Below are 20,349 nucleotides of genomic sequence, written 5' to 3' on the forward strand. Positions count from 1 at the left end.
TATAGAATCGCGGAGACGCTTACGAGACGCTTACCCGGAAATGAAGGATTTATGAAGGATTGGAAGAGGAATCCTTCATAATATCTGCTTGTAAATGAGTGAATTACGCTATTATGAAGGATTTGAAGGAAAAAACGGTTAAAAACTTATTTCCTTCCCTAATTCCTTCCAGTCCAGGATGCCCTTATCCAGATTATACACCTTGAATCCTTTTTTTACCAATATGTTGGCGGCGTTGCGGCTGCGTCTTCCACTTTTGCAGTAAACGGCTACGGGACGGTCTTTTTGAAGAAGCTCCTCGATGTTTGTACCAAACTCATTGTCCAGTACATTGATATTGATGCTGCCCGGTATATGACCCTCGGAATACTCGGCCACTGTGCGTACATCCACCAGCTGGATGGTCTTGTCCTGTATCATTTCCTCGAACTGGTCGGAGGAAAGGTTCTTGAATTTGTCACTGTCTTTGCCGGTACATGCCCATAATCCTAGTGAGAATGCGCAGATGAAGAATACGAAATAGATGGTCTTTATCATAAAATGGAATGTTTTGATGTTCTGGTTTCTTAAAAATAAAAGATGCGGCTGGTCATACCTTCTTTATAAGTATGGATGTTGAATACAATCTTATCGCCTGGATGCAGCTTGCCGGCGTATGCCCATAGGGGAACGGACAGATAGACTTTACGGTTGAAGCCTTCAATGTCATTGTTCCTGTCATGGTAGAGTGTAAGGTGTAAAGTTTGCTCTCCGTCTTTGCTCTCCAGCTTGTTCTCAATAAAATGATAGCTGTGCCGCTGGTCCTTGACTTTGACTTGCAGAATCAGGTTCAGGTAATCACCGCCGCGCCAGATGCTTTGAATGGCCACCGGGTCGGTCTTTATCTCCTTGAATTTTGACTCAGGCAAGGGTACTGGAGAAATAACCAGCTGGGTGTTGTAAAGCATGGCTTCTTTTTCTGTTTCCTCCGGACCGGTCAGTGGGGCGTACATGGTCACCGTGCGATACGTGGTGTCCGGCGCCAGTCCGTCAAGACCGGTGCGTGACTGGATGCGCCACTCTGTTCCTTCGTCCGTTATCAGATATCGTCCGGTTCCTGTATGGTCGGTTTTCAAGTCGATCATGTCTGTCAGGACATTGGGATATACATAGTCATCCTCACCGCACGCGCCGAGCAGCAAAGAAGCCAGAAAAGATAGAATAACGATTTTCCTCATGTTCATAACTTTCTTTTTCAGGGTGGACGGTAGCATCCACCCTTTACGGTAAACGTGCTTATCCTTTGGCCGCTTTCAAGTAATTGATGAGCGGATTGGCATACATGGTCAGCAAAGCATGACGCAGGAAAGTGGTGTCTTTGCCGGGAAGATCGACCTTGGCGATCTGCTGTTCCACGTAGTTCTCAAAATGCGCTTTTTCTTCTTCTGTGTACTCGGCCGTGAAACGGTTGTCTCCCATCAGGAGGTCACGTGCCACATAATTACCGGCAAACAGGCGGTAACTGCTGTGTATATGCCGGTCGATGGTTTCCGAGATGGCGGTAAACAATTCACATTTAGGCAGATTGAGTTTCTTCAGCTCGTCCAGTTCATGATTCAGACAGGCGGAAGTCTGGAAATGGATGCGTCCTTTGTATCCGTAAAGACCGGTCTGCATATTGATCAGGTCGTCTTCGGGAGTTTTCTGGAAGTGTTCGTCATCCCGTTTCTGTTGCAACTCTTTTGCTTTCAAGAAGTCACACGGATCGTATTCGTACGAGATGGCGAGCGGGACGATGTTCAGTTCTTTCAGTCTTTCGATGATATCGCCTTCACCTGCCATGGCCATCATTTTCAATACACTGTCCTGGGTGCGGTCGTTGGAATCTTTGGCGCGCCCCTGGCGTTGGGCTATCCATAGATTCTCATGTTTTTCCTTCATGGCGAAGTGCATGTAGCGCGACATCAGGGCGGATGCTTCCAGTTTTTGCCGCATGTTGAGGCCGCGTTTCACGATGAATGATTTATTGACACGTACCAGCTTATGAATCCATGGGTAGATGAGCAGGTTGTCGCCGATGGCGATTTCTACGGTGGTCATTTCTTTGTCTATCAATAGGATAGACAGGAAAGCCGAGTCCAGAATAATATCACGATGATTGGAGATGAAAGTGTAGTTTCGGGTTAAGTCGGGCAAGGCGGAGCAGTCGAAAGTCAGTCCGTTGGCTGTTTTCTTCACTAAATCCCATAATAGTCCGTAAAAGAACGCTTTTTGGAACTCCAGATTGGTTTTGCATTGACGCATCTTCATGGCAAGGCCTTCGAAAGGCACGCCTGGCATAACAGACTCTACCACTGTCCGGAAAGCGGGGTCAGCGATTAATTCTTCATAGATTTGCGGCAACTCTTCGGGAGTGTACGGACGAATCTCGTTAAATTCAGCTGGTATGTTCATAATTTATAAGGGTTAGTTAGTGATATCACTAAAATTTATTTTCTATAATGTCAGTCATCACATCCTTTATATCCAGGCCTGCGGCACGTACCTGTTGGGGGATGAAGCTGGTAGCTGTCATGCCCGGGGTGGTGTTGATTTCGAGCAGGTTCACTTTTTCGTCTTCGGTAATGATATAGTCGATGCGGATAAGGCCGGAGCATCCCAGAATGTCATAGATGGCCGAGGTGAGCAGGCGTACACGTTCGGCCGTATCTTCGGGCAGACGGGCTGGGGTGATTTCCTGTGACTCGCCGTTGTATTTGGCGCCATAGTCAAAGAATTCGTTGGCGCTCACCACCTCGGTGATGGGGAATACCACTTCCTTGTCCGAGGTCTTGTAGCATCCGCAGGTGATTTCCGTTCCTTTCATAAAGGCTTCAATCATTACTTCGTCACTTTCCTTGAAAGCTTTTTCGATGGCGGGCTGTATATCTTCCTTCGTCTTTACTTTGGTGACACCGAAACTGGAACCGCCGGCGTTGGGCTTGATGAAACAGGGCAGGCCGATTTTGCTGATCACTTCTTCGTCTGTGATTTCAAATCCTTTGCGCAGGATCATCGATTCGGCTACGCGGATGCCGAAGCCTTTCAGGTATTGGTTGCAGGTGAATTTATTGAAAGTCATGGCCGATACCAGTACGTTGCAGCTGGAGTAGGGGATGCCCAGCAGGTCGAAGTAACCTTGCAGGATACCATTTTCCCCCGGAGTGCCGTGGATGGTGATGTAGGCGAAGTCGAATTGTCTCTTTTCGCCGTTCTCCATGAAGCTGAAGTCGTTACGGTCTATCGGTGTTTTGGTGCCGTCCGGAAGGACTACTTCCCAGCGGTGGCCTTCCATCTCTACTATATATAAGTTATAACGCTCTTTGTCAATGAAAGAGTAAAGTCCCTGTGCGCTGCGTAGGGAAACGACAAGTTCGCTGGAGTCTCCTCCGGCTACAATGGCAATAGTACGTTTCATAGTTCTTCTCTGTTACTGATATAGTTTCTCCACTTGTCTATCAGGTTTGTCATATCCTCGGGCAGCGGGGAGGTGAAGAACATCTCCTCGCCTGTACGGGGGTGGACAAAGCCCAGCGTCATGGCGTGTAGTGCCTGGCGGGGGCAGGTCTCGAAACAGTTGTTTACGAATTGTTTGTATTTACTAAAATGAGTTCCTTTTAAGATTTCGTTTCCACCATAACGCTCATCGTTGAACAGTGTGTGCCCGATGTGCTTCATGTGGACACGTATCTGGTGGGTGCGTCCGGTCTCGAGCACGCACTCTACCAGGGTGACATAGCCCAGACGCTCCAGTACCCGGTAGTGGGTGACGGCATGCTTTCCTTGGGCGGGGTCGCTCAGTACGGCCATCTGCATGCGGTCTCTGGGGTTGCGTCCTATATTCCCTTCTATGGTTCCTTCGTTATTCTCCACGACACCCCATACCAGGGCGTTGTATTTACGCCGGGTGGTCTTGTTGTAGAACTGAAGCCCCAGATGGGTTTTGGCATCGGGGGTCTTGGCTACCACGAGCAGGCCCGAGGTGTCTTTGTCTATACGGTGGACCAATCCCACTTGCGGATCGTTAGGGTCGTAGCTGGGGTTGTCTTTCAGATGCCATGCTATGGCGTTGACCAGTGTGCCGTGGTAGTTTCCGCATCCCGGATGCACGACCAGACCCGCCGGTTTGTTGACTACCATCAACTCGTTGTCCTCATAGACGATATCCAGCGGAATGTCCTCGGGGATAATATCATTGTCGTAACGCGGGCGGTCCATCATCACCGTCAGCACGTCGCAAGGTTTTACTTTATAACTGCTTTTCACCGGTTTGCCGTTCGCCATGATGAGGCCGGCGTCGGCAGCCTTCTGGATGCGGTTGCGCGAGGAGTTGACCAGCCGCTCGAACAAATATTTGTCCACACGTACTTGCGACTGCCCTTTATCTACCACTACACGGAAATGCTCATATAGTTCGGAGGGGTTCTCCACTACCGGTTCCACATCATCCAGTGCGTCATCCAGTTCATCCACATATTCTTCTGTCATCATCACGGGGTGTTAAGTTTAAAACCAGGATTCGTCTATCATCGGTTTGTCATCGCTCACGGTACCGGATTCGTCCACCAGCGTCGAGTCTTCGGGCATGGTTTCATTACCGTTGCCCACCATGAGGGTCAGTACGGCCTCGTAGGGGATCTTTTCTCCGGCTTTCAGGTCGCGTCCACGGTATTTAATGCTGTACACCCAGTCTTTTTCGCCGCTGATGTATTCGGGTTCGGTCACTTTGAAACCCAACGCACGTAATTTGGCTTCAGCCTGGCGGAGCGAGCTGTTGTCCATGATATCGGGGATGGCTACCTTGGGGGCGCTGTCCGCATTGACGGTCAGATAGACGGTTCTGCCCGACTTTACCTTGGAGCCGCCGGAAGGGTTCTGTTCCAGAATGGCGCCGGGGGCTATTCCTTTTACATAGCTGGAGTCTATGACGATTGATTTCAGTGACTGCTTGCCGAGTTCGTTTTCCGCGGCGCGCAGGTTCATTCCTTTTACATCGGGCACTACCACAGCCTCACCGTGGCGTGTATAACTGTCCAGCCATTGAAGGGTTCCCCAGGCTGCCGCCACAATGACCACTACCATCGCTATCAGATTGAGCCAGAAGAAGCGGTTATTCTTGAATGAAAAGAATTCTTTGAATGTTACCATATCTAACTTAATTATTTCGGGTCAAAGATACGATAAAATCATTTCTATTCCTATATTTCAAGATGAATATCATATACTTTTAGTACCTTTGCCCCGCTAAAATAACCTATTTCCTTATCAGACTAAACAAAATGGAGCAAAGAAGAATATGAACGAGACAACAAACGAGGAAGAGGTGCTGTTATTGCGCCGTAAACTAGACCTTTTATTACGTACAGGCAAAATGCTCATGGAAAGTGCGGCGGACACCAACCGCATTGAGCGGAACATGAAGCGTGTGGCCGCTTATCTGGGCATTCCCGAAGAGAAACTGCACATTGATATCCGGTGGACTATGCTGATGGTGAATGTGAGTGACGAGAGACATTCTTTTTCCAAGTTCCAGAAGTGTGAGAACCATGGCATAAATATGGAGACCATTTCAAAAATCAGCAAACTTTCGTGGCGTGCCATAGAGCAGGATTATTCATTGGACAAATACGAGGAGGAGCTTGAGAGAATTGCTCGTCAGAAGCGTAATTATACACCTTATATTGTAGCTGTCTGCACCGGGTTTGCCTGTGGCGGGTTCTGCAAACTGTTTGGGGGTGACTGGATTGCTTTTCTGATAACAGCTATTTGTACTTTCGTGGGTTTCCGCACCCGCGCCCGCTGCATCGAGTTCGGCATCAATGTATATATGAGTATTGCCATCTCCGCGTTTTTATGCACTTGCCTGGCTTATGCGTTTTCTTTCTCGGGATGGTCTTCCACTCCCTATCATCCGCTGCTGGCGTGTGCTTTGTATATTGTTCCCGGTGTGCCGCTGATAAATTTTGTGGATGATATGATTGACAATCATTTGCTGGTAGGCATTACGCGTGCTGCCAATACCATGATGATGGTGGGAGGAATGGCGTTCGGCATCGCTTTTGCCATGAGGCTGCTGGTGATGAATGATGTCACTATCGACCAGAAATTCAGCGAGTTGAGTATGGTGCCGCACGATACTTACTGGGTGTATGCTGTCGCGGCTGCTATTGCGGCTATGGGATTCGCCACTATATTTAATGTGCAGAAACGGTTGTTGTGGGTGGTGGCTGCCGGTGGGGTTATTGCGGTATGTACCCGTAACTTTGTGAATTTTGAATTAGGTTACGGTCCGGTCATCGGTTCGTTTATGGGGAGCTTTGTCGTGAGCTTGATAGCGGTAAAGGCTGTTCACTGGTTTCATGTCCCCAATCATGTGCTGACCATCCCGTCGGTTATCCCTATGGTGCCCGGTGTCTTGATGTACCGTTCGCTGCTGGCGCTTATCAATATGCGTGGAGTGGTGGGGGAGGTGACACTTGCTTTCTCCAATGGCATCAACTCGGCACTTATCATTTTCTGTATTGCCTTGGGGGTGGCTGTCCCTAATATCTTTGCCCGGCGTTACATAGCCAAGGACCGTCAGCGTTTCCTTACGCAGATGTTGGCGGAACGCAGGGCCCGCGGTAAATTTATTGAGTGGTAGTATTTATTTGCGAAGGGGTATTCATTAAAACTTGATAGACAAAGAAAAAGGATTTTCCGATGATCGGAGAATCCTTTTTCTTTGTCTATCAAGTTTACTCTATTAATTTCTAGGTAAGGCTTCTTTCACTACCATTGGACGACCGGCATATTCTGTACCGTTCAATTGTTTGATAGCGTTTGCGGCTTCGGAAGTTTCCGGCATTTCTACAAAGGCGAAACCTTTTGATCTTCTTGTATCACGGTCAATGATTAATTTGACTGAGCCTACTGTTCCATACTCTTCCATAACTTCTCTCAAATCTGCTTCCTTAACGTTGTAGCTAAGGTTTCCAACATACATATTCATAACTGTCAATATAAAAAATTAATAATTCAACAACGAAATCTCAAGAAGCTCTAAATCAGGAATGAATATACTCAATGTGGATAACTGAGGAGATACATGATGAGAATAAAACTAGAATAAATCTCTAATTGTTTGTCGGACAAAGTAAACTCTTTCATTTGGATAATGCGCTATATCTCTGCCTTTATTCCATATTATATATCATTTATTATTATAAATGGCCGGAAATTAACATAACTTCCATGCCTGTCAATGCTTTCAGTCTGTTATAGCGTCATAAACAGCTCTTGCCATCACCTTCGCTCCCTCTTCATTGGGGTGGATGTGGTCGGGGAACAATTCCGGCATTCCGTCCATCGCACTATGGAGGTCAATAACAGGCAGACCGTTTTTCCTGGCTGTTTTCTTTATCATCGGAATAATTTCTTTCGAGATAATGTCGTCATTAATACTTTCTCCGGTCTGATAGGCCTTTGAAGGATAGCACAGATAAATTTTAGGTTGTGAAGGGAGAGCTTTAAAGGCATCAATCATGGCTTGGGTATCTTTCATGAAATCTGCTTTATGTACCCAGTTGAATGACTTGCTGTCATTGGTTCCCAGTTTGATGATAACGATATTGGGGTTGAATGCCAACGCTTGTTGGTAAGCTTGCTCTTTCATGTAAGGGCGGTCACCTTTATTCAGCATGGTCCGTGCGCTGACTCCGAAGTTCTTCACCCAGTATCTGTCACCCAGCAAGCGTCCTAGAACGGAAGGATAGCTGTCGTGGCTCCGGTTTTTGATTCTTGCTCCGTAAGTAATGCTGTTGCCTACACAAGCTACACGGATAGCGTCTTTACGGGGAGCTTTGAAACTGCGCAGCCAGGCGGACAGATCGTTCAACATTTCATTCTTGTAAATGAAGTTTTCACGGATGCCCCAGCCATGTCCGCCGCTTGCATAAATATGGAGTACGGCAGGCACGTGATTTTTGTGCAGGCTCAGGTAGTAATTCACTCCGTTGGCGGGAGGAACTGTCTTGTCGTCATCACTGTAGGCGATAAAGGCGCGGGGAGTTTCTTTAGTCACTTGTTTTTCGTTGGAGAATGCTGTTTCCAGTTCGCCGGAAGCGTCTTTACCCAGAAGATTGTCGTGAGATCCCATGTGAGTATAGGATTTATCCATGGTGATGACAGGATAGAACAGGATTTGAAAATCGGGACGAAGCTCGGGGCGGGTATGTGTGGCGATGGTGGAAGCCAGATGGCCTCCGGCGGAGGATCCCATTATCCCTATGTCGTATGGATTCAGGTTCCATACACCGGCGCTGTCGCGTACCATTTTCATGGCAGCCTCGGCGTCCGAGATGGGGAGTGTGCGGTCTCCGTGAGGCATCCGGTATTTCAGTACAATCAGCGCTATGCCTTGTTTGTTGAAGTAAGGTGCCCAGTCATAACCTTCGTGGTTGACAGCCAGTCCGCCATATCCGCCCCCCGGACAGGCTACTATGGCGCGTCCTGTCGCCAGTTCGGGAGCCGGAAGAAAGACGCGGAGCGAAGGGTTGTCGATATCAAACGGTTGGGGAGCCTTTTGGGCGGCCAAAGGAAAACATGCTGATAAGAAGAACAGCAGGATGGTTAAAGTGGAAAGTTTTAGTTTCATAATATATTGATTAATGGATGAAAAATCATTTGTAGATACAAAGATATATCATTTTTATGAATATCCGGCAGAGCGCATGGTGAAATGGCTTTTCCTGTGATTCCCGACCTTTACGTCCTGTTACGGGAATGCCGGCAGAGAAAAAAAGGAGGAACCGGAGTTTGGAGGACGGAAGGCTTGGATAATATGATTCAAAAAGCTACATTTGCCAAGACTTCTGATAAAGAGGTGGTAAAGTATACCTTTTAGTTTATGATTCGTCCATTGAAATAACCTTCTAATAAAGAAAAATGAGAAAAAAGATTCTAACCGCAGCCTTTCTTTGTGCTTTTGTGGGAACACGGGCACAGGAGTTTTATGAAAAACATGTAGCCTTTCCGGCAGGAGCGGCTACAGAGCAGAAAATAGACATGGCTTCCCGTTTGGTACCTACACCGCAACAGCTGGCGTGGCAACAAATGGAGTTCACCTGTTTCCTTCATTTCGGTATCAATACCTTTACAGGCCGTGAATGGGGGGACGGTAAGGAGGACCCTGCTGTCTTCAACCCTACGGAACTGGACTGTGAACAATGGGTACGCGCTTTAAAAGAGGGCGGATTTAAAATGGCTATCATCACCGCCAAGCATCACGACGGTTTCTGCCTGTGGCCTACTAGGACAACCAAACATTCCGTTGCTTCTTCTCCATGGAAGAACGGCAAAGGGGATGTGGTGCGGGAACTTCGCCAAGCCTGTGACAAGTATGGACTGAAATTCGGAGTTTATCTTTCTCCATGGGACCGTAATGCTGAATGTTATGGGCAGGGAGAAGCCTACAATAAATTCTTTATAGAACAGCTTACCGAACTGCTCACCAACTATGGAGAGGTGCACGAGGTATGGTTTGACGGAGCCAACGGTGAAGGTCCTAACGGAAAAAAGCAGATATACGACTGGAATGCCATCTTGAAAACAATTCACCGTTTGCAACCTGACGCGGTTACCGCCATCATGGGGGATGATGTGCGTTGGGTAGGCAACGAAGGCGGACTGGGACGTACCACGGAATGGAGCGCCACGGCTTTGATGCCTAATTCTTATCCGGGTTCCGATGAAGTCTATAAGAAGTTGGGCATAAATGCCATGTCCAAGGATCTGGGAAGCCGTGAGCTGGTGTCTAAAGCATCGGATTTGTTCTGGTATCCTTCTGAAGTTGATGTCTCTATCCGTCCGGGATGGTTCTATCATGCCGAACAGGACAATCAGGTCCGTTCACTTGCCAATCTGGTGAATATTTACTATCGTTCTGTAGGCTGTAATTCGGTTTTGCTGCTGAATATCCCGCCCGACAAGCGCGGTTTGATGCATGAGAATGATGTGAGACGTATCAAGGAACTGGCGGAATATATAAAGAAGACCTTTGCCGATAATAAGATTGAGAAGGGAAACAGGACATGGACAGCCAGGGTAGGAGATACGAAAGAATATAAGGTAAAGAAGAATGCACTGGTTAATACCTTCTTGATTCAGGAGGATATCACCAAAGGCCAGCGTGTGGAAGGCTTTACGGTAGAAGTTTTCACCAATGGCGCATGGCATCATGTAGGCCGGGGGACTACAGTGGGATACAAACGTTTGTTGCCTTTTTCGGACATTCACGCGGAAAAGGTCAGAGTAACCATCACTGGTGCCCGCGGAATTGTCAATATCAGTAACGTCGGCTTGTATTATGCCGAACCCTTGGTTGACAAAACAATGAAAGTGTCCTTGAGCGATGTGCCGGTGGATGGCTGGAAGACTGTGGGGATGGATGCTGCCGCAGCCATTGACGGAAAGCAGGAGACGGTGTGGAGAACCGATGCCTTGACTTCCTTGGTGGTTGATATGGGCAAGGACGTTGAAATAGCCGGTTTCAGTTATGCTCCTGCACAGGGAGAAGACCTGACCGGAACTATTTATAAGTATAATTTCTATGTCAGCCGGGATGGCAAGGATTGGACGAAGTGTGATACCACAGGCGAATTCAGCAATATCATGCACAATCCTGTTCCTTATTTCGTTCGTTTCGGAAAGGTTTATCCGGCCCGTTACTTCAAACTGGAGCCCGTGGCCGAAATAAATAATAAGGCGGTAACTGCTGTTGGTGAAGTAGGGGTGCTGCTGAAATAATTTTCGGGTGATAAAGGGAAAGAGTCGTGTTTGAGAATAGAAGATGCGACTCTTCTTTCTTATTAAGAAAAATAGGTTTATCTTTGATTCTGCTAATATTAAAACAGTGAAGAATATAATGAAAGAAGCAACTATAACTCCTTTTGCAAAGCCGCTATATATAATGACCAAACCTGTTGGCGCCGTCTGTAATCTGGCGTGCGACTATTGTTATTATCTGGAAAAATCCAAGTTGTATGAAGGACAGCCGCGTCATGTGATGAGCGATGAGCTGCTGGAGAAATTCATAAAAGAATATATTCAGTCGCAAACCATGCCGCAAGTCCTGTTTACCTGGCATGGGGGGGAAACATTGATGCGCCCCTTGGCTTTCTACAAAAAGGCTTTGGAACTTCAGAAAAAATATGCGGGTGGCAGAACCATTGACAACTGCATCCAGACCAATGGTACACTGCTGACGGATGAGTGGTGTGAGTTTTTCCGTGAGAATAATTTCTTGGTGGGCGTTTCCATAGACGGACCTCAGGAGTTTCATGATGAATACCGGAAAAACAAGATGGGGCAACCTTCTTTCTATAAAGTAATGAAAGGCATTGGCCTGCTGAAAAAGCATGGGGTGGAATGGAATGCCATGGCGGTGGTCAATGACTACAATGCGGATTATCCGTTGGATTTTTATCGTTTCTTCCGTGATGAGCTTGATTGCCATTATATACAGTTTACTCCCATTGTGGAGCGGCTGTCTAATCGTGCGGACGGTCTGCAACTTTCTTCATTAAAGCAGAAAGACGGTGAACTGGCTCCTTTCTCCGTTACTCCTGAGCAGTGGGGGAATTTTCTTTGCACCATCTTCGATGAATGGGTGTTGAATGATGTGGGTAATTATTACATCCAGTTGTTCGATTCCACTTTGGCTAATTGGGTGGGACAGCAGCCGGGTGTTTGTTCATTGGCTAAATATTGCGGACATGCAGCCGTGATGGAATTCAACGGTGATGTGTATTCTTGCGACCATTTTGTTTTTCCGGAATATAAATTGGGAAACATTTATCAGAAGACTTTAGTGGAGATGATGTATGGTAAGGAGCAGGAGGCTTTTGGGGCGATGAAGCACAACAGCCTGCCGCAGCAATGCCTGAATTGTCCCTACGAGTTTGCCTGTCATGGGGAATGCCCGAAGAACCGTTTTGTGTTAAGCGAGGACGGTGAACCGGGGTTGAATTACTTGTGCAAGGGATATTATCAGTTCTTTGATCATGTGGCACCTTATATGGATTTTATGAAGAAGGAATATCTGGCGGAACGTGCTCCGGCTAATGTGATGGAGTGGGCGAGAGAAAGGAGAGATAAATAGAATGTTTCAGTAAGCCGGCTGCGTGGGGCGATGAAGTTAACTTACTTGGCCATTTAAGTTAGGTTACTTGGTCATTTAAGTTAAGTTACTTGGCTATTTAAGTTAGGTTACTTTTTTAGGGTTGTCCGGCTGTTTGGAAAAATAAAAGGAGTAAAGTCTTTGTGACTCCACTCCTTTTATTTTTTCCGGTCAGATGAATTATTTTCCGTTGTATTCATCAGATACAGTTAATTTCTTACGACCTTTTGCACGACGGCTGGCCAATACGCGACGGCCGTTAGCTGTTGCCATTCTTTCACGGAATCCGTGTTTGTTTTTTCTCTTTCTGTTAGAGGGTTGGAACGTTCTTTTCATTGTATATACTTATTTTATGTTATTATTCACCATTAGTAACGGGCTGCAAAATTAGTGACTTTTTTGAAATAAACAAAGAGATAACTCATTTTTAGTGATTTCTTTTTGCGTTTTTTCTTGATTTACATTACTTTTGCATCCGAAATCACCACCGTGAGTGAATATAATCTGAAATAATAATCAAATATAAGCAAAGAAAAGTATGATTAATGCTCAAGACATTAAAATCGGAACAGCTATCCGTATGGACGGCAAATTGTATTTCTGTATCGACTTCCTGCATGTAAAACCGGGAAAAGGTAACACATTCATGCGTACTAAGTTGAAAGATGTGGTTAATGGTTACGTTTTGGAACGTCGTTTCAACATCGGTGAAAAACTGGAAGATGTACGTGTGGAACGTCGTCCGCATCAATATTTGTACATGGAAGGTGCAGACTATATTTTCATGAATCAGGAAACGTTCGACCAGATTCCTATCGCTCATGACTTGATCAACGGAGTGGATTTCCTGTTGGAAGGAATGGTGGTGGATGTGGTTTCTGACGCCTCTACGGAAACTGTGTTGTTTGCTGACGTTCCGGTAAAAGTGCAAATGAAGATTACTTATACCGAACCGGGTCTGAAGGGTGATACGGCTACTAACACGCTGAAGCCTGCTACAGTGGAATCGGGTGCTACAGTGCGTGTTCCTTTGTTTATCAATGAAGGGGAAACGATTGAAATCGATACTCGCGACGGTTCATACGTAGGTCGTGTGAAAGCATAATCTATTTATATATTCATATAAAAAGGCGGAACTTGTTGCAAGCTCCGCCTTTTTTATGTTCCTTTGTGCTTCTCTGTGATGGATAAATTCAAAATATAGCGATGAAATATTCATTTATTATACCGGTTTATAATCGTCCCGATGAGGTGGATGAACTGTTGGACAGCCTTACTAGGCAGACAAATAAGGACTTTGAAGTCATGGTGGTGGAGGATGGTTCGTCCGTTCCCTGTAAGGAAGTTGTGGACGGATATGCCGGTCGCCTGGATGTACATTATCATTCCAAACCAAACTCCGGCCCTGGCCAGACTCGTAATTATGGAGCGGAACAGAGCCATGGAGAATATCTTGTTATATTAGATTCCGACTGTATTTTACCTGAAGGATATTTGGCTGCCGTCGAGTCGGAGCTTCAACGGCAGAAGACGGACGCTTTCGGTGGTCCCGATCGTGCTCATGCTTCGTTTACCGATATACAGAAAGCGATAAATTATGCCATGACTTCATTCTTTACTACCGGAGGTATTCGTGGGGGGAAGAAGAAGATGGATAAATTCTATCCCCGTAGCTTTAACATGGGTGTGCGGGCTGAGGTGTATAAAGCGTTGGGAGGTTTTTCGAAGATGCGCTTTGGAGAAGATATTGATTTCAGTATCCGTATCTTTCAAGGTGGCTATGCTTGCCGGCTGTTTCCCGAAGCATGGGTGTGGCACAAACGCCGTACCGACTTGAAGAAGTTTTTCAAACAGGTGCACAATTCGGGCATAGCCCGCATCAATCTGTATAAAAAGTATCCCGAATCATTGAAAATAGTACATTTATTACCGGCTGTCTTTACTTTAGGAATCGTGTTCCTGTTGTTGTGCTCATTGGTTTGCGGCTGGAGTTTGTCGTTGCTGCTGCTTTTCGCCCTCGTCATCTGCATAGATTCCACATGGAGGAATAAAAGCTTGAAAATAGGATTGTTATCCATTGTCGCTTCTTTCATTCAGTTGACAGGTTATGGAACGGGTTTCCTGCGTGCCTGGTGGAAACGCTGTGTGCTGGGGAAAGACGAGTTTGCCGCATTTGAGAAGAATTTTTATAAATAGAATTTCATCATGGAAAGGTGTCGGAAGCAATGGACTTTTAATATACTTTTATGGTGGGGAAAATAAAGAAAATGGCAGAAAAACTTACCATAAATCAGTGGGCGGAAGAAGATCGCCCTCGTGAAAAGATGATATTGCATGGGGTGGGCACCCTTTCGGATGCCGAGTTGCTTGCTATTTTGATAGGCTCGGGAAATACGGAAGACTCTGCTGTGGAGCTGATGCGTAAAGTGCTGAGTGACTATCATAATAGTTTGAATGAATTGGGTAAAACCACTGTAGATGAGTTATGTCATTACAAGGGGATAGGTCCTGCTAAAGCAATCTCCATTTTAGCGGCTTCCGAACTGGGAAAACGTCGTAAGGAAGAGGAGGTGAAGGAGCGGAAAACAATTCTCAGTTCTCGTGATGTCTATCAATATTTCTATCCGCTGATGTGTGATTTGCCTACAGAGGAATTTTGGGTGCTGTTGCTGAACCAGGCTTCCAAAGTAATTGACCGTATAAAGATAAGTTCCGGAGGGCTGGCCTCTACAGCGGTGGATGTCCGTTGTGTCTTGAGGGAGGCATTGCTGAAACGGGCCGTTGCCATGGCGCTTTGTCACAACCACCCTTCCGGCGGTATGCGTCCCAGTATAGAGGATGACCGGTTGACGGAGCATCTTGGCAAAGCGGCAAAAGTGATGAACATAAGACTGATAGATCATGTTATTTTAACGGATGGCAAATTTTATAGCTATGCCGATGAAGGAAGAATGTAGAAAATCATTAAATTTGCAATTAAAACAACGAGAGATATGGATGTAGATACCCGCTTAAAAATAGAAGAGAGAATTATAGCTATGTTGAAAACCGTATATGATCCCGAGATTCCGGTGAATATATATGATTTAGGCTTGATATATAAGATTGATTTGCAAGACAATGGGGAAGTGGTGTTGGATATGACACTGACTGCTCCCAACTGTCCGGCTGCTGATTTTATTATGGAGGATGTCCGTCAGAAGGTTGATTCGGTGGAAGGAGTTACTTCATCAGTCGTGAACTTGGTGTTTGAACCCGAATGGGATAAAGATATGATGAGTGAGGAGGCCAAACTGGAACTGGGATTCCTTTAATAAATTGGGAATTGAAGAATGAAAGATAAAGCATGGACCGGATCAAGAGTTTATGTACTAAGATCTTCTTTTTTACTTCTCAGCTTTTATGTTTTAATTTGATAAGATTATGAAGAACGTATATTTCCTTTCCGATGCACATTTGGGTTCTCGTGCCATAGCACACGGGCGAACTCAGGAACGTCGTTTGGTGAACTTCCTGGAGAGTATAAAACATAATGCTGCAGCAGTGTATCTGTTGGGGGATATATTTGATTTCTGGTATGAGTTCAAATTGGTGGTTCCCAAAGGTTATACCCGTTTTTTGGGAAAGATTTCCGAGTTGACCGATTTGGGAGTGGAGGTGCATTTCTTTATCGGCAACCATGATATATGGTGTGGTGATTACTTGGAAAAAGAGTGTGGAGTAACCATTCATCGCCAGCCGTTGACCTGTGAGATCTATGGAAAGGAGTTCTTTCTGGCGCATGGTGACGGCTTGGGGGATAAAGATGCCAAGTTCAAGTTGCTGCGCGCCATGTTTCATAGTACCACTTTGCAAACGTTGTTTTCTACCATACATCCCCGTTGGAGCATGGAGCTCGGCTTGGAATGGGCCAAGCATAGCCGTCTGAAGCGTGAAGGTGGCAAGGAGCCCGAGTATATGGGAGAGGATAAGGAACCGCTGGTGCTGTTTACGAAGAATTATCTTAAAGACCATCCGGATATCAATTATTTTATTTACGGCCACCGCCACATTATGCTCGACTTGATGCTGAGCCGCACTTCGCGTATGTTGATTCTTGGCGACTGGATACAAGATTTTTCCTATGCCGTATTCGATGGTGAAAATATGTTCCTTGAGCAATATGTCGAGGGGGAAAGTCAATATTCCTGATTGACAGATTCTTATTCTCCAGTTTCTATAACAAATGATTGGATGATTCAGTTGGACTTTTGTTCTCGAAAGTCTGAAGTGAGTTGTCTATGCCTTTTCGCCCTGACTTCTTTTTTATGTATAAGCCTTTTGTTACTTGTTATTTTTATGAATTAGAAAATAATTAGAAAAATATTTCTATAAATATGGAATAATTAAATGAAATTTTCTATTTTTGTGGTGAAGATAGTTCTAAAAGATAGGTTTAGGAAATTAGTTATATCTATTTTTAGAGGAGGTAAATAAGAGCATTTATTGGAAGTAGCGATGTGTTTCCCTATTGTTTGAACTTAATCTTTAAATATATTATGAAAAAAATCTAGTTCAGTTCTAAGGTGGAGAACTGTCTTATAATTTGGACCGGATGGGGAATAATAAAGTTAGAGAGAAGATGTAAAAGAAGGCTGCTATGCATCACGCATAGCAGCCTTCTATAGTTTATATTTAACCAAACAATAAAATTATTTATTCAGAATAGCCAAAGTGTCGCTGGCAATCATCAACTCTTCGTCAGTCGGGATGACAGCTACTGTCACTTTGGAGTCGTCAGCAGAGATAACAGCCTCTTCTCCACGAACTTTGTTCTTTTCAAGGTCAATCTTCACACCCATGAATTCCAGACCTTCACAAACTTCGGAACGGCAGTTTATTTGGTTTTCGCCTACTCCACCAGTGAACAGAATAATATCTACTCCACCTAAAGCGGCAGCGTATGCACCGATATATTTCTTGATGCGATAGAAATACATCTTTTCAGCTAGGATGGCTTTCGGATTTCCGGCAGCAACAGCGGCTTCCAGTTCGCGCATATCGCTGGATACGCCCGAAACACCCAAGACACCACTCTTTTTGTTCAGCAAGTTGGAAACTCCGGTCGGAGTCAACCCTTCTTTTTCCATGATGAAAGTAACGGCACCTGCATCGATGTCACCGCTACGGGTACCCATTACAAGACCTTCCAGCGGAGTGAGTCCCATGCTGGTGTCCATGCATTTGCCGTCTTTGATAGCCGAGATGGAACCACCGTTGCCAATGTGGCAAGTGATAATTTTCTTTCCTTTCGGATCAACACCCAGGAACTCGCATACACGCTGTGAAACATAGCGGTGAGAAGTTCCGTGGAAGCCATAACGGCGCACACCATATTTTTCATACAGTTCGTATGGAATGGCATACATATATGCATAATCGGGCATAGTCTGGTGGAATGCCGTATCAAACACTCCTACTTGGGGAACATTGGGCAGAATAGCGGAAACAGCATTCACACCTTTCAAGTTGGCCGGATTGTGAAGCGGAGCCAAATCATTACAAGCGATGAAAGCGTCCAGCACTTCTTTGTTCAGCAGTACGGATTCGCTGAAACGTTCTCCGCCATGTACCATGCGGTGACCTACAGCATTGATTTCATCCAATGACTTGATGGCACCATATTCCGGGCTTACCAATGTGTTCAGAATGAATTCGATACCCGCAGTATGTTCGGGAATGTCTTTTTCCAGTATTTTCTTCTCGCCGTTGGGCAAAGTCAGTTTCAGGAAAGAGCCTACCAGGCCAATTTTCTCGATACCGCCCTGTGCCAGGACTTCTTTGGTAGTCATGTCAAATAATTTGTATTTGATAGAAGAACTACCGCAATTGAGCACTAATATTTTCATGATGTTGTTGTTTTTGGAGGATGATTATTTGTTTTCTTTAGCGGCAATTGCCTGATTGGCAGTAATGGCAATCATCTTGTAAACATCATCGATAGAGCAACCGCGTGACAGGTCATTCACCGGGCGGGCGATACCTTGCAGGATGGGGCCGATAGCGGTAGCGTGTCCCAGACGTTCTACCAATTTATAAGAGATATTACCTACTTCCAGACAAGGAACAACCAGTACGTTTGCCTTGCCTGCAATTTCTGAGCCCGGAGCTTTGCTTGCACCGATGTGCGGCACCAAAGCAGCGTCGGCCTGTAACTCACCATCAATCTTCAAATCGGGAGCCAGCTCCTTGGCGATTGCTAAAGCTTCCACTACCTTGTCTACCACTTCATGTTTGGCAGAACCTTTGGTTGAGAAACTCAGCATAGCTACACGAGGATCAATTCCGGCAACAGCCTTGGCGGTTTGAGCGGTACAAACAGCAATCTGAGCCAATTGGTTGGCATCCGGCATCGGAGTTACCGCAACGTCACCCATCACGATTACACCATTGTTTCCGTATTCGGGAGCATGAGTAAGCAGCAGCATGGCGCCAGACACACAAGTGATACCCGGAGTAGTCTTGATAATCTGCAAAGCAGGACGAAGTACATTGCCTGTGGTGTTGCGTGCGCCGGCCAATTGTCCGTCAGCATCACCTGCCTTGATGATAAGGCATCCCAAGTACAGCGGATCGATAACCAGTTTGCGAGCCTCTTCGATAGTCATACCTTTTTTCTTACGGAGTTCGCACAGTAATTGTGCATACTCTTCCTTCTTCGGGTGGTCTGTGGGATCGATAATAGTGGCTTTGCCGATGTTTCCCAATCCCCATTGTTTGGCCAGACTCATGATTTCATCGGGGTTTCCCAATAAAATAAGGTCGGCAACACCGTCTGTCAATATTTGGTTGGCAGCTTTTAATGTACGTTCTTCTGTTCCTTCCGGAAGAACAATGCGCTGTTTGTTTGCTTTCGCGCGCTCAACGATTTCAGAAATTAAATCCATGATAATATATTAATTATGTACGTTCTAAAGACGAGTGTTGTTTTTCACGATGCAAAATTAGCTAATTTTGCAATATCTACATTGCAAAATCAATATTATTTTTGGTTTAAAGTATGCTAAAAATGTATGTTATTGAACACTAAACGGGATGTTTCCTTAACTTTGCGCAGTTTTCAATAAGTTTTAATAAATTAATAAGGTATGATTCGTCAATGTGCCATATTATTTGGCTGTTTGGCTTTGGGTGAACTGATTGTTTTTTTGACGGGTATCAAGCTGCCGTCCAGCATTATAGGAATGCTGTCGCTCACCCTTTTTCTTAAGTTGGGTTGGATAAAACTGCAATGGGTGCAGGGACTGTCCGATTTCCTGGTTGCTAATCTGGGCTTTTTCTTTGTGCCGCCCGGTGTGGCGCTGATGCTTTATTTTGATATCATCAAGGCACAGTTCTGGCCGATAGTAATTGCGACGGTGGTCAGTACGGTTCTGGTACTGGTCGTTACAGGATGGGTTCATCAATTAGTTAGAAAATCAAATGGAATATTTAGAAAATAAGTTCTTTTTGCTGGCACTCACCTTCGGGGTGTTTTTTTTGTCACGTGTCTTGCAGAAAAAGACAGGATGGGTGGTGTTAAACCCCATTCTGCTTACCATTGCCGTGTTGATTCTGTTTTTAAAGTTCACCGGCATCAGTTATGAAACATATAATGAAGGAGGCCACCTGATTGAATTCTGGCTGAAACCGGCGGTGGTGGCATTGGGCGTACCGCTTTACTTGCAGCTGGAGATGATAAAGAAACAGTTGCTTCCTATTGTCATTTCGCAGTTGGCGGGGTGTCTGGTGGGATTGGTCGCTGTGGTGGTCATTGCCCGGTTGTTGGGAGCCACTCCGGATATTATTTGTTCATTGGCCCCTAAATCTGTGACGACCCCTATTGCTATGGAGGTGTCGAAAGCCACCGGAGGTATTCCCTCTTTGACGGCCGCTGTTGTGGTAGTGGTGGGGCTGTTCGGGGCGGTGTTCGGTTTCAAGGTACTCCGGGTAGGTCATGTGGGGAGTCCTATTGCGCAAGGGCTTTCTATGGGGACGGCTACTCATGCGGTCGGTACTTCTACAGCAATGGAGATCAGTGGTAAATATGGAGCGTATGCCAGTCTGGGCTTGACTTTGAACGGAATCATGACGGCTGTCTTCACACCGACAATTCTTAGATTATTAGGTGTGATTTAACAAAAAAGCTGTTATCT

The 20,349-nt window shown here is 45.7% G+C and carries 21 protein-coding genes; 10 read left to right on the top strand and 11 right to left on the bottom strand.

What is annotated here, in order from left to right; genetic code table 11:
• Positions 1-138: 138 nt before the first annotated feature.
• Genes ACYQ0C_RS02185 through ACYQ0C_RS02210 form a run of 6 tightly spaced genes read right to left on the bottom strand, consistent with a single transcriptional unit; the run spans position 139 to position 5,166 of the window.
• Positions 139-537: a rhodanese-like domain-containing protein gene (locus tag ACYQ0C_RS02185; RefSeq protein ID WP_005845993.1), complete on the bottom strand. Its 399-nt coding sequence runs from the start codon at positions 535-537 to the stop codon at positions 139-141.
• Between the two features lie 29 nt (positions 538-566).
• A complete protein-coding gene (locus ACYQ0C_RS02190; protein WP_025077023.1) occupies positions 567-1,217 on the bottom strand; it encodes a NigD1/NigD2 family lipoprotein in 651 nt (216 codons plus the stop codon).
• A 58-nt stretch (positions 1,218-1,275) separates the two neighbouring features.
• Positions 1,276-2,433: a 1-acyl-sn-glycerol-3-phosphate acyltransferase gene (locus ACYQ0C_RS02195; protein WP_016275415.1), complete on the bottom strand. Its 1,158-nt coding sequence runs from the start codon at positions 2,431-2,433 to the stop codon at positions 1,276-1,278.
• Between the two features lie 28 nt (positions 2,434-2,461).
• Positions 2,462-3,436: a D-alanine--D-alanine ligase gene (locus ACYQ0C_RS02200; protein ID WP_016275416.1), complete on the bottom strand. Its 975-nt coding sequence runs from the start codon at positions 3,434-3,436 to the stop codon at positions 2,462-2,464.
• Entirely contained in the window at positions 3,433-4,506 is a 1,074-nt protein-coding gene (locus ACYQ0C_RS02205) for an RluA family pseudouridine synthase (protein WP_016275417.1), read from the bottom strand. Before ACYQ0C_RS02205 ends, ACYQ0C_RS02200 begins: the two co-directional genes overlap by 4 nt.
• Positions 4,507-4,524: 18 nt before the next feature.
• Positions 4,525-5,166, bottom strand: a complete 642-nt coding sequence (locus ACYQ0C_RS02210) for a PASTA domain-containing protein (protein WP_016275418.1) — start codon at positions 5,164-5,166, stop codon at positions 4,525-4,527.
• A 148-nt stretch (positions 5,167-5,314) separates the two neighbouring features.
• On the opposite strand from ACYQ0C_RS02210, the gene ACYQ0C_RS02215 reads away from it, so the two are divergent.
• Positions 5,315-6,661: a threonine/serine exporter family protein gene (locus tag ACYQ0C_RS02215; RefSeq protein ID WP_016275419.1), complete on the top strand. Its 1,347-nt coding sequence runs from the start codon at positions 5,315-5,317 to the stop codon at positions 6,659-6,661.
• Positions 6,662-6,763: 102 nt separating this feature from the next.
• Here the strand turns inward: ACYQ0C_RS02215 and rbp are convergent, their stop codons facing one another.
• A complete protein-coding gene (rbp, locus tag ACYQ0C_RS02220; protein ID WP_016275420.1) occupies positions 6,764-7,009 on the bottom strand; it encodes an RNA-binding regulator in 246 nt (81 codons plus the stop codon).
• Positions 7,010-7,267: 258 nt separating this feature from the next.
• Positions 7,268-8,653, bottom strand: coding sequence for a GDSL-type esterase/lipase family protein (locus ACYQ0C_RS02225; RefSeq protein WP_016275421.1), 1,386 nt, complete (start codon positions 8,651-8,653; stop codon positions 7,268-7,270).
• Positions 8,654-8,943: 290 nt separating this feature from the next.
• Between ACYQ0C_RS02225 and ACYQ0C_RS02230 the strand changes: the two genes are divergently transcribed.
• Both ACYQ0C_RS02230 and ACYQ0C_RS02235 read left to right on the top strand, forming a co-directional pair.
• Positions 8,944-10,803: an alpha-L-fucosidase gene (locus ACYQ0C_RS02230; protein WP_016275422.1), complete on the top strand. Its 1,860-nt coding sequence runs from the start codon at positions 8,944-8,946 to the stop codon at positions 10,801-10,803.
• Between the two features lie 118 nt (positions 10,804-10,921).
• A complete protein-coding gene (locus ACYQ0C_RS02235) occupies positions 10,922-12,157 on the top strand; it encodes an anaerobic sulfatase-maturation protein (protein ID WP_016275423.1) in 1,236 nt (411 codons plus the stop codon).
• A 198-nt stretch (positions 12,158-12,355) separates the two neighbouring features.
• On the opposite strand, the gene rpmH is transcribed toward ACYQ0C_RS02235, so the two are convergent.
• A complete protein-coding gene (gene rpmH, locus ACYQ0C_RS02240; RefSeq protein WP_005840676.1) occupies positions 12,356-12,511 on the bottom strand; it encodes a 50S ribosomal protein L34 in 156 nt (51 codons plus the stop codon).
• 202 nt (positions 12,512-12,713) lie between these two features.
• Between rpmH and efp the strand changes: the two genes are divergently transcribed.
• From efp to ACYQ0C_RS02265, 5 genes are all read left to right on the top strand, one after another.
• A complete protein-coding gene (efp, locus tag ACYQ0C_RS02245; protein WP_005840678.1) occupies positions 12,714-13,280 on the top strand; it encodes an elongation factor P in 567 nt (188 codons plus the stop codon).
• Positions 13,281-13,381: 101 nt separating this feature from the next.
• On the top strand, positions 13,382-14,371 hold the full coding sequence (locus tag ACYQ0C_RS02250; protein WP_016275424.1) for a glycosyltransferase family 2 protein: 990 nt from the start codon (positions 13,382-13,384) through the stop codon (positions 14,369-14,371).
• Between the two features lie 71 nt (positions 14,372-14,442).
• Positions 14,443-15,132 (top strand): RadC family protein, encoded by a 690-nt coding sequence (gene radC, locus ACYQ0C_RS02255; RefSeq protein WP_025018317.1) that lies wholly within the window; start codon positions 14,443-14,445, stop codon positions 15,130-15,132.
• 36 nt (positions 15,133-15,168) lie between these two features.
• The gene (locus tag ACYQ0C_RS02260) at positions 15,169-15,489 is read left to right on the top strand and encodes an iron-sulfur cluster assembly protein (protein WP_016275426.1); all 321 of its coding nucleotides are present in this window, start codon (positions 15,169-15,171) and stop codon (positions 15,487-15,489) included.
• 109 nt (positions 15,490-15,598) lie between these two features.
• Entirely contained in the window at positions 15,599-16,366 is a 768-nt protein-coding gene (locus ACYQ0C_RS02265; protein ID WP_016275427.1) for a UDP-2,3-diacylglucosamine diphosphatase, read from the top strand.
• Between the two features lie 500 nt (positions 16,367-16,866).
• On the opposite strand, the gene ACYQ0C_RS02270 is transcribed toward ACYQ0C_RS02265, so the two are convergent.
• Both ACYQ0C_RS02270 and pta read right to left on the bottom strand, forming a co-directional pair.
• A complete protein-coding gene (locus ACYQ0C_RS02270) occupies positions 16,867-18,063 on the bottom strand; it encodes an acetate kinase (RefSeq protein ID WP_016275428.1) in 1,197 nt (398 codons plus the stop codon).
• A 24-nt stretch (positions 18,064-18,087) separates the two neighbouring features.
• Positions 18,088-19,101 carry a phosphate acetyltransferase gene (gene pta / locus ACYQ0C_RS02275; protein WP_016275429.1) on the bottom strand — a complete coding sequence of 338 codons (1,014 nt, stop codon included), beginning with the start codon at positions 19,099-19,101 and terminating at the stop codon, positions 18,088-18,090.
• 201 nt (positions 19,102-19,302) lie between these two features.
• Between pta and ACYQ0C_RS02280 the strand changes: the two genes are divergently transcribed.
• Together ACYQ0C_RS02280 and ACYQ0C_RS02285 are read left to right on the top strand one after the other, a co-directional pair.
• Positions 19,303-19,656 (top strand): CidA/LrgA family protein, encoded by a 354-nt coding sequence (locus ACYQ0C_RS02280; RefSeq protein ID WP_016275430.1) that lies wholly within the window; start codon positions 19,303-19,305, stop codon positions 19,654-19,656.
• A complete protein-coding gene (locus ACYQ0C_RS02285) occupies positions 19,637-20,332 on the top strand; it encodes an LrgB family protein (RefSeq protein WP_016275431.1) in 696 nt (231 codons plus the stop codon). The genes ACYQ0C_RS02280 and ACYQ0C_RS02285 overlap by 20 nt, the downstream gene beginning before the upstream one ends.
• Positions 20,333-20,349 lie beyond the last annotated feature (17 nt).

This window comes from Phocaeicola sartorii JCM 17136 = DSM 21941 (assembly GCF_054653615.1).

Bases quoted from the DNA above. Each gene is read 5' to 3' on its own strand.
- ACYQ0C_RS02190 (WP_025077023.1), bottom strand. From the start codon at position 1,217: ATGAGGAAAATCGTTATTCTATCTTTTCTGGCTTCTTTGCTGCTCGGC.
- rpmH (WP_005840676.1), bottom strand. From the start codon at position 12,511: ATGAAAAGAACGTTCCAACCCTCTAACAGAAAGAGAAAAAACAAACAC.
- ACYQ0C_RS02260 (WP_016275426.1), top strand. From the start codon at position 15,169: ATGGATGTAGATACCCGCTTAAAAATAGAAGAGAGAATTATAGCTATG.
- ACYQ0C_RS02265 (WP_016275427.1), top strand. From the start codon at position 15,599: ATGAAGAACGTATATTTCCTTTCCGATGCACATTTGGGTTCTCGTGCC.
- ACYQ0C_RS02225 (WP_016275421.1), bottom strand. From the start codon at position 8,653: ATGAAACTAAAACTTTCCACTTTAACCATCCTGCTGTTCTTCTTATCA.
- ACYQ0C_RS02230 (WP_016275422.1), top strand. From the start codon at position 8,944: ATGAGAAAAAAGATTCTAACCGCAGCCTTTCTTTGTGCTTTTGTGGGA.
- ACYQ0C_RS02270 (WP_016275428.1), bottom strand. From the start codon at position 18,063: ATGAAAATATTAGTGCTCAATTGCGGTAGTTCTTCTATCAAATACAAA.
- ACYQ0C_RS02185 (WP_005845993.1), bottom strand. From the start codon at position 537: ATGATAAAGACCATCTATTTCGTATTCTTCATCTGCGCATTCTCACTA.
- ACYQ0C_RS02285 (WP_016275431.1), top strand. From the start codon at position 19,637: ATGGAATATTTAGAAAATAAGTTCTTTTTGCTGGCACTCACCTTCGGG.
- pta (WP_016275429.1), bottom strand. From the start codon at position 19,101: ATGGATTTAATTTCTGAAATCGTTGAGCGCGCGAAAGCAAACAAACAG.
- ACYQ0C_RS02250 (WP_016275424.1), top strand. From the start codon at position 13,382: ATGAAATATTCATTTATTATACCGGTTTATAATCGTCCCGATGAGGTG.
- ACYQ0C_RS02215 (WP_016275419.1), top strand. From the start codon at position 5,315: ATGAACGAGACAACAAACGAGGAAGAGGTGCTGTTATTGCGCCGTAAA.
- ACYQ0C_RS02200 (WP_016275416.1), bottom strand. From the start codon at position 3,436: ATGAAACGTACTATTGCCATTGTAGCCGGAGGAGACTCCAGCGAACTT.
- ACYQ0C_RS02235 (WP_016275423.1), top strand. From the start codon at position 10,922: ATGAAAGAAGCAACTATAACTCCTTTTGCAAAGCCGCTATATATAATG.
- radC (WP_025018317.1), top strand. From the start codon at position 14,443: ATGGCAGAAAAACTTACCATAAATCAGTGGGCGGAAGAAGATCGCCCT.
- ACYQ0C_RS02280 (WP_016275430.1), top strand. From the start codon at position 19,303: ATGATTCGTCAATGTGCCATATTATTTGGCTGTTTGGCTTTGGGTGAA.
- ACYQ0C_RS02195 (WP_016275415.1), bottom strand. From the start codon at position 2,433: ATGAACATACCAGCTGAATTTAACGAGATTCGTCCGTACACTCCCGAA.
- ACYQ0C_RS02205 (WP_016275417.1), bottom strand. From the start codon at position 4,506: ATGACAGAAGAATATGTGGATGAACTGGATGACGCACTGGATGATGTG.
- rbp (WP_016275420.1), bottom strand. From the start codon at position 7,009: ATGAATATGTATGTTGGAAACCTTAGCTACAACGTTAAGGAAGCAGAT.
- efp (WP_005840678.1), top strand. From the start codon at position 12,714: ATGATTAATGCTCAAGACATTAAAATCGGAACAGCTATCCGTATGGAC.
- ACYQ0C_RS02210 (WP_016275418.1), bottom strand. From the start codon at position 5,166: ATGGTAACATTCAAAGAATTCTTTTCATTCAAGAATAACCGCTTCTTC.